Genomic DNA, 13,598 nt, shown 5'->3' on the forward strand with positions numbered 1-13,598 from the left:
GTAGGGGGGCGGGGGGCGATCGCACTGTTAATGGACATTCGCGAAGTGCGATCGAAGCTACACCCGGAGTAGCTGCGGAGTACCACGAATTAGGGGAGTCTCTGCAACAAGAAGGTAAATTTGGCGAGGCTGTAGCAGCCTACCGCAAAGCAATTGCAATTAACCCCAATTACTTTGGAACTCACCACAATTTAGGTGATGTCTTGAAGTGGACGGGTCAAGTTGATGAGTCTATTAAAAGCTATCAGAAATCGACAGAAGTTAATCCAACTTTTGTTTGGTCGCACCACAACTTAGGGGATTTATTTCAACAAGAAGGTCGGCTTGATGAAGCTGTTGCTGCTTATCAAAGAGCGATCGCTCTCGATCCTGAATTTGGCTGGTCTCACTACAATTTAGCAAAAACTTTAGCTAAACAAGACAAGCTTTCCGAAGCACTGGAAGAGTATCAAGCGGCGAGCAAACTCGACCCACAACTTTTTGGTTTGGATTATCAAAACTTGCGAGATTCGCTATTCCTCGGTCAAGACCCAGCTTATACCAAGTGGCGCGCCAAGCACAGCCCCAGAGAAGCTGATTTGCGGAAGATGGCTGAAACATTAGAAATCTTTAGCTACAAGCCGCTGATTAGCATTGTGATGCCAGTCTACAACACGCCAGAGAATTATCTTAGGGAAGCTATAGACTCAGTTGTCAATCAAATATATCCCTACTGGGAACTGTGCATTGCTGACGACGCATCAACCGCGCCTCATGTCAAGCGATTTTTGCAAGAATATGCAGCCAAAGATAGCCGGATTAAAGTAGTTTATCGAACCAAAAACGGTCACATTTCTCACAGTTCAAATTCTGCTTTGGAGTTGGCGACGGGTGAATTTATATCTCTATTAGACCACGACGATACGCTGGCACCGGAGGCTTTGTATGAAGTGGTGCTGCTGCTGAACCGCCACCCGGAAGCGGACATGATTTATTCGGATGAAGATAAGATTTACGAAGACAAGGAACTGATAAATCCTTTTTTCAAGGCAGAATGGAGCCCCGATTCATTTTTGTCTCGGATGTACACTTGCCATTTGGGAACTTACAGAAAAAACTTAATCGATGAAATCGGCGGTTTTAGAGCGGGTTTTGAGGGAGCTCAGGATTACGATTTGGTTCTGAGGTTTACTGAAAAAACTGACAAAATCTTTCACATTCCTAAAATTCTTTACCACTGGAGAATGCACGCGGGTTCGGCTGCTGGCGGTGTAGATGCTAAACCATACGCCTATGATGCAGGGCAAAAAGCTTTGCAAGAGGCGATCGAACGCCGGGGCGAACCGGGAAGGATTGAAGGCGTTCCCTACTTTTTGGGACACTTTATTGCCCGTTACAAGATTGCGGATTACAAGCGGGTAAGCATCATTATTCCGACGCGGGATTTAGGCGATGTTTTGGACAATTGCTTGGAGTCTATCTTTACTAATAGTGTCTATCCCAACTACGAAGTTATCGTCATCGACAACGGCAGTCAAGAGCAACACACGGCGGAAATTCTGGCTAAATGGACGGCGAAGGAATCAGCGAGGTTTAAAAGTTATCGCCTAGATATTCCGTTCAATTTCTCGAAGATTAACAACTACGCGGCTAGCAAAGCTGAGGGAGATTACTTGCTGTTTTTGAACAACGATACAGAGGTAATTACTCCCGATTGGATTGACGCGATGGTTGAGCAATCTCAGAGAAGTTCGATCGGGGCTGTGGGCAATTTGTTGATATACTCAGATAACAAAATCCAGCACGCGGGAGTGGTGATGGGACTTGGTGGCGGTGTGGCAGGTCACAGTTATTATCATATGCCGCGATCGATACCGGGGTATTTCGGGAATGTGGTAGGCATGAACAATGTTTCAGCGGTAACTGCTGCGTGTTTGATGTGCCGGCGCGAAGTATTTGAAAGTGTTGGAGGGTTTGACGAAGAGCTAACAGTGGCGTACAATGATGTGGATTTGTGTTTGAAACTGCTGGAGAAAGGGTACCGCAATATTTACCTACCTCACGTAGTTCTCTACCACCACGAGTCTAAAAGTCGCGGTTACGAGGACTCGCCTGCAAAGAAAGAGCGGCTGAACAAGGAATCGAAGCTGATGGAAAGCAGGTGGCAAAAGTATATTGATAATGACCCTTACTACAGCCCTCACTTAACTAGAGCTTGTCAAGATAGCGGTATCAGATTGGAGGACGAGAATTGGCGGCCGACGAATTAGAAACATCCCTAGGAGGGTAGGGTGTAAACTTAATCCTAGATCCCTCTGTCTCTCTGGTTTGTACTAAAGTCTCGCTCCCTCTGGCATCCCCCAGTGGTATCAACTGAACAGTAAAATCCTCCGTCTCTCTGGAATCATCGGCCCTACGCTTAAGGAACCAATTAACTCAGGATTGAGCAATCTGAAATGAAAAAAATGATTGACGTTGTAGAAGTGCTTAGTGTCCCCCTCGCAGAATCTCAAGGGTTACTAGCGTTTAATCTCGATGCACCAGAAACAGGAACTCAAACTGATGTTGGGGCCGTTGAGTTTCGGGGTTGGGTTCTGGGGAAAATGTCTCCCGCGATCGCCGTTGAAGTGATTCATCAGGGGAGAGTGCTGAAAACTATTCCGGTGAATGTTCCTCGTCCTGATGTGGCCCAAACTTATCCCCAAGCTTCAGAAGCGGGAATTAGTGGATTTCAGGCAATTTTAGACTTGAGCAGAGTGATTGAGCAGCACGACGAGTTAACTGTATATTCGATTTTGCGGGATCAAAGCCTTGCTAAGATGGCAGAAGTAACGGTTAAATTAGGATGTGAATCCTCTACTGTGGAGGTTCCCCTGCCTCAACAGGATGCGGAGTCAGGGGTAGATGGCATACAGTTAAAATTACAAAGGATTCAAGCTGATTTGGAGCGCTCTAAAGTGTTTGTGCAGACTGTGAAGACAGATTTGCTGAACCGTGAACAGCTTTCGGTAGAACCTCGGAACTTTTGAGTGGGTTAATCGTCGTGCTGCCAATCGCCCCTGTCGGTTTCAATGTGGAAATTCTGATAAGATGTTTGACGTTGACTAAAGCCCCGACTAGCAACCCTTATTTTTTAGAGTATAAAACCCATGACGGTGACAGCCTTTCAGCAAGCGAATCAACTGTTAAGAGAGGGAAAGTTAGAAGAGGCGGTGGTGGCTTATCGACGGGCGATCGCTCAAAACCCTAATTTTTATTTATCGCATCATAATTTAGGGGAAGTTCTCTGGAAGCTAGGAAGGTTGGATGAGGCAGAACAGGCATTCCGTCAAGCAATTCGGTTGAAACCGTCAGCCACTTTTTCTTCTTCTAGTTTAGCCCAATTATTGAAGCAATCTGAAAAGCAGGAAGAAGCAAAAAAAAATGATCCAGATATTACTGAAAATGAACCTAGATTAGCGGAAATTAACAACAAATCAGCTAAGGGTGAGAACGAAGAACAATTACCCACTGTTCAGGAAATAGTTAAAACACAAACAGAAGATTGGGATAGTATAAATCCTCCTCATCAAATACAGACTTACAAAATCAGCATAAAAACATCTGTGCCTAATTTAAGTCAATCTCACGTGTGGGGGGATTTCCATTTCGCTCATGCTTTAAAGCGGGCTTTTGAGCGACAAGGACACTATGCTCATGTTGATTGTCAAGATACATGGGCCACCCATTTATCAGATGATGACGATATTGTTATTGTTCTGCGAGGTAGGCATGGATATCAACCCAAAAAACATCAAATCAATTTGTTATGGATAATTAGCCATCCTGATCGCATTCCTCTCGAAGAATTAGCTTTATTTGATCACATTTTTGTGGCTTCTAAACACTATGCTGAAAAATTATCACAGCAAGTCATTGTACCAGTTTCTTGTATGTATCAATGTACGGATATAGATTTATTTTATCCTGCCTATCCCACTAACATAGCTAATTCAGAAATCTTATTTGTGGGAAATTCCCGAAATGTTTTTAGACCTATTGTTCGAGATGTAATTGGATTCGATATAGAGGTGGCTGTATATGGAACATTCTGGGAGAAATTTATAGATTCAAAATATATCAAAGGTACTCATATACCCAACGAGCAACTTCATAAATATTATAGCAAATGTCAAATTCTTCTTAATGATCATTGGGACACAATGCGTCAAGAAGGATTTCTGTCTAATCGACTATTTGATGCCAGTGCTTGCGGAACATTTATTATCTCTGATCCAGTTAGGGGTTTAGAAGAAGTATTGGGAGATTGTATAGAAATCTATCAGTCCCCTCAAGAACTCGTAACGAAAATACTTTATTACAAAAATAATCCTGATGAGCGGCACCGAAAAGCTAAAACAGCGCAAGATAGTGTCATAAAAAATCACACTTTTGATCATCGAGCCAAACAGTTTATTGAGAGTGTTTTAAAAATTCAAAAAATTCAACAGAAAAATCAAAATCTCAGAAGTCTCTTAAACGCAACTGAAACTATCAACATCTACAACAACCCCTCTAAAAAAGCTGATGTTATTCAACAGCAATACTTTGATTCTAATGTAGATGGTTTAGCCAACGGGCTTCGTACAACCCATTCACCCAATCAATCACTATTTTATGAGTCTGTCTGGCAACTTTCGAGGCAAACTCCAAACTATCAAGATTTAATTTCTGAGTTTATTAATAGTGAAAGTAAGTTGATAGATTTATTGTCTATTTATAATTTTTATGATCAGGAAATTCCCGTAGTTTCTATTATTATGCCAACCTACAATCGTTCCTACATTATTGCGGAGGGAATTCAGAGTATTATTGAGCAAACTTATGAAAATTGGGAATTGTTTGTGTGCGATGATGGTAGCACCGATAATACAAGAGCAATAGTAGAACAGTTTCAAGATCCCAGGATTCATTATTTACAACTTAAAAAAGCCAATGGTTCTGTAGCTCGTAACGTAGGGGTACGTTTTTCTCAAGGAAAATACATTTCCTATCTAGATTCGGATAATTTATGGCATCCTCAATACTTATGGATTTGTATTCAAACTCTAGAGAAACAGCCACACTCAATGTGTTGCTATACAGGATATTTGGATACAGAATTTAATCTAGCTCGCTTAGAACTAAAAAAATTATGCTACAAGCCTTTTGATTATTATCAATTATTAGATAGGAATTTTATTGACTTAAATAGTTTTGTACACCGTCGCTCTCTCTATGAATGGATCGGTGGTTTTGATGAAAGTTTAGTTCGTCTACAAGATTGGGACTTGATATTAAGATATACACTCTTATTCCCGCCCCTTATGATTAAAAATTATCTTGTTTTTTATCGTCGCAGTACAGCTTGGAACCAAGTGACTAAGTTGTTCTTTCATTTGGATGTGAGAAGCTTTGTTCAAAACAAAATTTTAAGTTCTGTAGAAAAAGGGCAGTTATCACTCAAGATATTAATGTCTTGTAAGCCCACAATTTCAATACTTACTTCTAATCAAACCTCTGAAATCTGGTTAAAATCTTTAGCAGTGGCCAAAATATTATCTGAAGATTTTGAAGTCCAGCTTTTAGTTCTGCTGCATAATTCAAACACTACAAAGCTGTTGAAGCCAGATGGATTGAATTGTAATATCGAATGGCTCAGTTTAACCTCATTTAAAGAATACACATCCATTGAGGAATTGATGCAAAATTCGGTAGGGTTCAACTTACTTAGCCAAATGAGCAAAAAAATCACCGGAGATATTCTCCTAACCACTGATTCTTCCCTAGTCTCCATAGCTATAACAACTGCAGTAAAAATTCTCTATAACAAAAACAAGCATTTAATTATGTATGATAACTTCTATCACCAATTGTTGAAGTATTTACGCCTAGCAGAGGGTAACAGAATTAAAGATGGTTTGTTACCAACTAATCTTGAACGTTCTTTTCAAAGGAGTCAGCTATTTCCTCCCTTTAGTTTCAGAGAAATATCAATTAAATTTGAAGAAAATATCCCTATTTTGCTTAGTGAAATGATAGATTTAAAAAAGGGATATTTACAAGCAATCCCTATCGGTCCTACAATTTTAGATACAACAGCTAAACCTTTAAGTACGAACAATAAGAAGTATAAAAATCAATTAGGTTTTAAAGATGGAGAGATTACTATTGGCTTTTTATTGAAAGCTGATATCGGGTTAATTAAAAATCAAATCCTTGATTTTTATAAAAAGGTTCAAAATCCTGCGGTAAAAATCTTATTATTACAAGATATAAGTATGGTAAACGTTTCTGAGTCTAACCAACAGAATATTGATCTTGCTTCTGAAAATATAAAAGTTATGAAACCCACCAATCAGAATCAAATGATCGAAACGATGAAAGGTACAGATCTTTGCGTACTCTGGCAAGAAGATGGATTTGTTGGTGTAAATTCACAAATTCCTCTGTCCTTTGTTTATGCCTTGGTAGCTGGATCTATACCCGTTTGTGAGCCAAGAGGAGAGTTTATTGACTGGGCAGAATGTAAATACTGTCTTACAATAGAAGTTGGAAACTGGGATGGGTTGGCTGAACTCTGTATAGAACTCCGCCATTATTCTAAGCGGATTACAGAAATGAAAGCAAATGGACGTAAGCTTTACAATATGAGGTTTTCTCCGGTTGTAACCCGAGAAAAGTTAAAATATGTTGTTCATGAAACCTGCTCACACAATTTAACAAGTGGCCAGAAATAATTTTCCTATTTAGAAAAAAAGTTTATAATAAAATACATCAATTATTGGCTAAAGCAATTAGTATGAGTAATTCACAATTGAACCTTTCATGGAAGTCAGTCATTTTTCATAATCGCACTCCTTTTGAAGTTGAGGTTATTGGGTATTTACCTGAGTTTTTGCAAGCTCCGATTCCTGAGAATCAAGATGAAGAACAAGGAGTAAAACACCCCCAGCAAAAAATTAGAGCTTGTGACACTTTTATCTGGGGGATAAAATCTTTGGGAGAAGTGACTTTTAAAATAAAATTATTATCCTCTGAGGAGTCACAGGAGTATCAAGTTGATTTTATTCTGAGTCAAGACTGTAAAAACTATCAAGTGATAATTACGGAGGAAAACGCTCTATATTGGGATGTTAGAAAGCGTTTAGGGCCAGATGACCCAAATGGGATCAAGAAAGTTCATGTTGGATGTGGTCCCAAAAATATCTTTCCTGACTGGTGGAATGTCGATATTCGCTCTTTTCAGGGTATAGATACAGTGATGGATGTTACCAAAACATGGCCGTTTCAAGATATTGACTTTGTTTATGGAGAACATTTTTTAGAGCATTTACCTTTAGACGGAGCAATTAATTTTTTAGTTTCATCGGGTAACAGCCTAAAACTAGGTGGCAAAATTCGCTTAACGACACCCAATCTTGCTTGGGTTGTAGACTCCCATTTTCCCGTAAATGATGCCCCAACTCATGCTAAAGTAGACGGAACTTTTAATATTAATAGAGCCTTTCATGGTTGGGGACATCAATTTTTATATTCTCAAGAATTTTTAGAATATCTACTAAGTGAACTGGGGTACGAACAGATAGTTTGTTTTGATTATGGAAAAAGTGACACTCCTGCATTGACTTATTTGGAGCGTCATGGTAAGTCTAGGAAAAAAAATAATCTCTCAAACTTGATTATTGTTGAAGCCACCCGTGGCACTGGAAAAATTAGTGTTCCTGAACAATTAGCTAAACAAATAGAAGTTAGGTTTATGAGATATTATCTAGGTGGCCATTAAATATATACTTTCAATCCCGATGCTTACTGAATTAGTGTTTCACTAAGAATTTAGCATATAATGTACTGAAAAACCATTTGAGAAGCTCCTTGCAACAGCATTAGCAATTATTTAATTGCTAATGCTGTTGCATACAATGTTTCCCCTGGGTGAAGGCTGGTGTATAATTCGTCAATCAATAAAAGAGATTCTAACAAGCCTGTATCAAATTCATCTTCTGGATCAAAGTTAGCATACAAAGGAGGTAATGCTGCAAAGTAAACAACACCGCCTGTATGTACTATCTCAGCATCAGGAAATACTTTTTTCACTCCCACTAAAATATTTTCTGAATCAATAGCTTCAGAAGGGTCTTTTGCAATTATTTTAGATAATTCCGGGCGCTGACATTGAGTATCTAAAAAGTGAATATTTTCTGGAGAGGAGGCAGGATGGAGCAAATATTTTTTAGGTAACTTCTTACGAATTAAACTACCCAAATTTAAGCATTCATCAGAAAATTGAATATAATTTGGCCCTACATAGTCATCCATCATAAACAAACCACCTGGTTTTAATTTTTTTTTGCTCCACTCGATAGCAAAACAAGTGTCTGGCATATGATGAAGAGAGTTATTCCAGTGAACTAAGTCAAATTTTTCACTATTACCTACAGATTGAAAAGCATCTTCTCGCCGAAACTCAATAAACTGTGATAATGAACGCTTTTTTGCTTCTTCTTCAGCTTGCCGGATTCTTTCTTCAGACAATTCAAAACAAACCATTCTATTCACTAAGCCCCACCGGATTAAGTTCATTTCTTTTACTCCTATACCGCAACCGATTGAAACCCCCACATCTAGTTTTTTGCTCCCTAGGATATCTTTAGCTCGATAACAAAGACCCTGACTAAATCCATTTAGTTCTAAACCACAAACTCGACGATTAAGATATCGAATCACTTGGCGACATGACCACCAATTCCACCGTCTTCCTGCGTTTAAACTTCTTTGTGACCAATATTGAGCAATCTTATCCTGCTCAGAAGCATTAAATTGTTTATTTATCACTTGATTTTTACAGTCTACAGTATTTATCAATACAACGATAGCACAGTTCAGCTAGTATAAGTAGTAGGACACAATTAATTACACAAAACTATGGGCTACAAGCCTTGTCTAGCAAAGAATCAGTGTGTAATTAATTCTGTCCATTTACTTAGCAACTGCCAACGCGGTTAGGGCATAAACTGTAAGTAGGTTTTTTGGCAGCGCGAACGCAAAACTCATTTGCCAACCCTATATTTATTACCTTTGTCATGCGCTTCTTCAAGCCATCAAGCTTGATGGCTTGAAGATTACAGAAGCACGTTTTCTATTCAACATTAGTCGCAACACGATCAGGTAGTGCCCTGAAGGAAAGGATCAAGAGAATTAAACTGAATTCAAAGAAAGTAGGCGTTTAGAGTTGTAAATTAGCATTGTAATGATGCACAAAGCGCCAAATGGCAGCAATATGATTTTCTAATTTTTTAGAGAAGGCTAAGCTCTTTCTTACCAATCGAGACACTCGTTGTCGAATAGTACAGTTGAAGCGCTCGATATAGCTAGTAAAACCACTATCGAGAGTCTACACTCCGATGACGAATGCTTGGCAATACAGAATCATAAGCACTCCAATGGTCGGTATAAATTACTGCCGACTGACGGTACACTGGTGGCATTGAATTCCATAAAGCTTGAGCCGATACTGCGCTACGATCTCCAATATGTACACCAACAATTTCCCTAGTCTGGGCATCCAATGCCAGCCAGACCCACTGCTGATTTCCTTTACTATCAACGAATGACCATAACTCATCCATCTGAACACTCAAGCGCTTTTTTTCCTTGGGAGTCACCTCCACTTGCTTCTTAACAGCAGCCGCTTGGCTATTAACGTATCGCTGCACTGTATCTTCTGACACTTGAAGTACCCGAGCAATCCCCGCCTGATAAATACGTTCAAGTAGCATCCGTGACATTAACTCATGCAGTTCTTTTGTAATAGGTTTCCATGCCGGATTTAAAACAAACTGACGACCACATTCTCGACATTTATAGTTTTGTTTGCCATGCCGAGTTTGACCGTTACGACTAACTTATTTTGAGCCACAATTAGGACAATGGGGAATCTCTACTGTCATATCACACTATGATAAACACTTCTCTCTAATAGTAACTTACTCTATCCTTTCCTTCAGGGCACTACCCACGATCAGTTTATGGCTGAAACGACAAGCGGAAACAGGGGATTTTCAAGCTTTGCCAAATCAACCCCCTGGCAATGGTCATAAAATTATCGACTGGGCAAAATTTTGATAATTCGCCCAAACTCATGGAGATAAAGCCCAAGTGGAGATGGCCCAACTCTTGGAAGAAGAGATTATGCATAGCCGACGAGATCAGTATTCCATCAAGGCGGGCAAATTGAGCAATTGATCCAAAATGCGGAGTGTACATTGCTGTATTTACCGCCCTATTCCCTCGACCTCAACAAAATTGAGCTATGCTGGTCTTGGTTAAAAAGTCGTATACGTAAACAACTGGAGCAGTTTGATTGTTTACGAGATGCCATTGAGGAGAGCTGGCGCTTTGCGTCTTAACCGCCTTGGCGGTTGCTATATGACACCAGCTTTTGACTTAGGAGAATAAAGCCAAGATATGCTATTATAGCCATGATAGTATATGTTCATTATTTTTAAGCATTGGAAAAAAGCAAATGATTACAGGTGATTTAATCAAACAAGCCAATCAATTCAAGAGACAAGGTAAATTAGATGAAGCGCTCGTTTTATATCACAAAATTATTAAATTAAATCCTAATTTCCCCATGGCTTATTATGGGATAGGAGAAATTTTAGAGTCCCAAGGAAATTTAGATGAATCTATTGAAAAGTATTATCAAGCTATTAATTTAAATCCTAGCTCAAGCCTTTTTTGTCTTAAATTAGGATATTTATTTTTAAAAAAAGGTGAATCAGATAAAGCATTTGAATATTTTAATAAATCTAAAAAAAATCAACCTAACTTGTACTTGTATAAGTCCTATCTTGGGTCGGGAGATTTTTTTATTCGTCAAGGAAATTTTAAGCAAGCTTTAATTAACTATAATAAAGCCTTAACTCTTAATTCCCAAAATGCCTATGTCTATTTGTCTAGGGCTTTTTTGTATATAAAAATAGGTAATTTAAATAATGCTAAATATGATATGAATGAAGCTCTAAAATTATATCCAAATGATCAACATATCAATCTCTATAGTGATTTTATTAAACTCATAGAAAAAATAGTTCAAAAGTTAAATATTTCTTTAAGCTCTCTCCAATGTGATACTCTTGAACAAATTCTGGATATAATTCACGCCAATTGGAATGTAGTATCTCAGGCAGAAGATTTAAACTTTCCAAAAAATCCTCAATTTTATCATTGTATGAGTGAATTGAATTTTCCTGGAGTGGATTATCTTGACATCCTAAAACATTTACATTTATGGTTAAAGCCAAACAGTTATACAGAAATAGGTATTCAATATGGGACTTCCCTAAAATTGGCTAGTTCATCTACTTTTTCCATCGGCATTGATCCTACACCTGTCTTAAATGATTATATTCCTGAGCACATAAAAATTTTTGCCTTGCCTAGTGATGATTTTTTTGAAAAATATAATTTACTGTCAGAACTTAACAACTTGCCTTTAGATTTAGCTTTTATAGATGGATTACATTTATTTGAACAGGCCCTGAAAGATTTTATTAATTTGGAAAAACACAGCCATAGAAAAACCGTTATATGTTTTCATGATAGTCTGCCCATAGACTGTATTACTTCTCAACGGAAGCGTGTAACTAAATTTTGGAGCGGAGATATTTGGAAAATTGTACCTATTCTGAAACAATACCGACCAGATTTAGAGGTGTTTACAGTAGCTACTAAACCAACGGGATTAACTATTGTCACTAACCTCAACCCTACCTCTGAAATTTTATCTCAAAATTATGAGGAAATAGTTAATCAATACATGGATATATCTTGGATCAGTAATAAAACCTTAAGGTATGCGATGCTATCAGTTGTTAATAATAGCTTGATTAATATTACAAATAAAATAGAAATAGCTTGGAATAAGGGCCTTGAATAAATGCTAGTTACTTACTCATTTATTTTTCCTTCATGCTTGAATTGATTATCCTGCTTTAATAACTGACCTATACTCATTTTTTATTTTGCCTAATAACTCTAATTATCAATCAATCTTAAAACGTAATTGCACTCCGAATGATCTCTAACCTCCCTTAAAACTTAATTTTTATGGACAGAAACTACAAACTTGTTTTTTGCCAATATACTCCTGTCCAGTCTATCTTAATCATGTTTTCTGTTATGTTTCTCTTTTTTCTAAAATCATCTACTGCTGTTCTACAGCCTTTTAGACCATAGTCATCCACAATAATATATCCGCCAACAGCAACTCGGTCATACAGATAATTTAAGACTTGAATAGTGGAGCTATATATATCACCATCAAGCCTCAACACGGAAATTTTCTCAATTTCCACTTTTTTTAATGATTCCTCAAAAAAACCTTTGATAAATCTTACCTGATCATCTAATAAATTATATTTTAAAAAATTTTCCTTGACTTCATCCAAACTTACTTTTAAAAAATCTACTTTAAAATGTTCGTCCCCATTGTCTACAGGATACTTTTCCGCATCTGGCTCTGGTAATCCTTCAAAAGAATCAGCTACATAAACTATTTTATCTTTAACATTAAATATTTCTAATATGGCCTTCATAAAGATTGTAGCACCACCCCGCCAAACCCCAGTTTCAATTAAATCACCATCAATTTTATTCTCTATAACCTTTTCAACACAATACTGAATGTTATCTAATCGTTTCCGACCAATCATTGTATGTGCTCTACTGGGCCAATATCTACCATTTTCTACTTCTGACGCTGTTGCTTTTTTTCCTGCTCTTTCTTTCCGGTTACTAGAAACAGAAACCTCTGAACCATAAATATCATCAAGCAGACAGGACTTGAGCAGGCTTAAATATCTCTGACAACATGAGTAGGAAACAAACATGGGTCTATTTTCATCATTATGCTCAATATTAAGTTTCCTGTTTTCTCGCGTCTCACAACTCTCGGTAGGTATTGCTACCAAATCTGAACATTGATTCAATGTCTTTTTAAACAAGGCTTGTTCAGGTTTTAAATCTACAGCATGACGGTAGTGAACAATAGCTTCCTGGATCTGATTAGATTTAACCAAAGCATCTGCTAACTCGTAATAAGTCCAAGCAAAATCGGGATTAATTGCGATCGCCTGATGATAAAGTGCGATCGCCTCATCTAAATTCCCAGCCCGCTTCAAATGATTAGCCTGCTTTAGCAACTGACCTGCACTCATCGCTTGATTCTCCATCACAAATCCAATATTAACCTACATTAACATAAAGATATGAGCCGCTCCTGAATATATAGAAATATTATTACAAACAAAATGTACTATGCAATCTCCTGATATAAAAATTGCTTCACTAATATTATAAATTCATTTTGTCACTGAGATTTAAGAGCTTTTACTTGTGAACACATCTATAAAACTCATCAATTTGAGACGAACTATAAAAATGTTTAGTAAATTTGGATTTTAACATTTTCTCCAAATATTGTTCAGAAATTACAAGTTTTTTCTTAAATTGTTTATACAGATTACCGTACCACTTCTGGGAACTAATATTATAGTGTTCTATTTCAAAATCTCTCATCCCAGTAAACCCTCGAA

At 37.7% G+C, this 13,598-nt stretch carries 9 protein-coding genes and 1 pseudogene; 6 read left to right on the forward strand and 4 right to left on the reverse strand.

Annotated elements, in window-relative coordinates:
• The 4 genes from IQ270_RS22025 to IQ270_RS22040 all read left to right on the forward strand — a co-directional run.
• Positions 1-2,249 (forward strand): glycosyltransferase (locus IQ270_RS22025; protein ID WP_228056586.1); only part of this gene is annotated, 2,249 nt, incomplete at its 5' end.
• A 186-nt stretch (positions 2,250-2,435) separates the two neighbouring features.
• Positions 2,436-3,008, forward strand: a complete 573-nt coding sequence (locus tag IQ270_RS22030) for a sulfotransferase (protein WP_193975342.1) — start codon at positions 2,436-2,438, stop codon at positions 3,006-3,008.
• 120 nt (positions 3,009-3,128) lie between these two features.
• Positions 3,129-6,737 carry a glycosyltransferase gene (locus tag IQ270_RS22035; RefSeq protein ID WP_193975343.1) on the forward strand — a complete coding sequence of 1,203 codons (3,609 nt, stop codon included), beginning with the start codon at positions 3,129-3,131 and terminating at the stop codon, positions 6,735-6,737.
• A 44-nt stretch (positions 6,738-6,781) separates the two neighbouring features.
• On the forward strand, positions 6,782-7,783 hold the full coding sequence (locus tag IQ270_RS22040) for a hypothetical protein (protein ID WP_193975344.1): 1,002 nt from the start codon (positions 6,782-6,784) through the stop codon (positions 7,781-7,783).
• 107 nt (positions 7,784-7,890) lie between these two features.
• Here the strand turns inward: IQ270_RS22040 and IQ270_RS22045 are convergent, their stop codons facing one another.
• Positions 7,891-8,832 carry a class I SAM-dependent methyltransferase gene (locus IQ270_RS22045; protein WP_193975345.1) on the reverse strand — a complete coding sequence of 314 codons (942 nt, stop codon included), beginning with the start codon at positions 8,830-8,832 and terminating at the stop codon, positions 7,891-7,893.
• A 391-nt stretch (positions 8,833-9,223) separates the two neighbouring features.
• A pseudogene (locus IQ270_RS22050) lies at positions 9,224-9,947 on the reverse strand (IS1 family transposase).
• A gap of 315 nt (positions 9,948-10,262) precedes the next feature.
• Between IQ270_RS22050 and IQ270_RS31305 the strand changes: the two are divergent.
• A complete protein-coding gene (locus IQ270_RS31305) occupies positions 10,263-10,406 on the forward strand; it encodes a transposase (protein WP_255532469.1) in 144 nt (47 codons plus the stop codon).
• Between the two features lie 116 nt (positions 10,407-10,522).
• The gene (locus tag IQ270_RS22060; protein ID WP_193975346.1) at positions 10,523-11,941 is read left to right on the forward strand and encodes a tetratricopeptide repeat protein; all 1,419 of its coding nucleotides are present in this window, start codon (positions 10,523-10,525) and stop codon (positions 11,939-11,941) included.
• A gap of 181 nt (positions 11,942-12,122) precedes the next feature.
• On the opposite strand, the gene IQ270_RS22065 is transcribed toward IQ270_RS22060, so the two are convergent.
• A complete protein-coding gene (locus IQ270_RS22065; protein ID WP_228056589.1) occupies positions 12,123-13,235 on the reverse strand; it encodes a TylF/MycF/NovP-related O-methyltransferase in 1,113 nt (370 codons plus the stop codon).
• Between the two features lie 157 nt (positions 13,236-13,392).
• Entirely contained in the window at positions 13,393-13,581 is a 189-nt protein-coding gene (locus tag IQ270_RS22070; RefSeq protein WP_228056590.1) for a putative capsular polysaccharide synthesis family protein, read from the reverse strand.
• Between the last annotated feature and the right edge of the window lie 17 nt (positions 13,582-13,598).

Source organism: Microcoleus sp. LEGE 07076, assembly GCF_015207455.1.
In the GTDB taxonomy this organism is placed as follows: Bacteria; Cyanobacteriota; Cyanobacteriia; order Cyanobacteriales; family Microcoleaceae; genus Microcoleus.

Excerpts from the sequence above, each read along its gene's own strand:
- IQ270_RS22030 (WP_193975342.1), top strand. The coding sequence starts at position 2,436 with ATGAAAAAAATGATTGACGTTGTAGAAGTGCTTAGTGTCCCCCTCGCA.
- IQ270_RS22035 (WP_193975343.1), top strand. The coding sequence starts at position 3,129 with ATGACGGTGACAGCCTTTCAGCAAGCGAATCAACTGTTAAGAGAGGGA.
- IQ270_RS22060 (WP_193975346.1), top strand. The coding sequence starts at position 10,523 with ATGATTACAGGTGATTTAATCAAACAAGCCAATCAATTCAAGAGACAA.
- IQ270_RS22065 (WP_228056589.1), bottom strand. The coding sequence starts at position 13,235 with ATGGAGAATCAAGCGATGAGTGCAGGTCAGTTGCTAAAGCAGGCTAAT.
- IQ270_RS22070 (WP_228056590.1), bottom strand. The coding sequence starts at position 13,581 with ATGAGAGATTTTGAAATAGAACACTATAATATTAGTTCCCAGAAGTGG.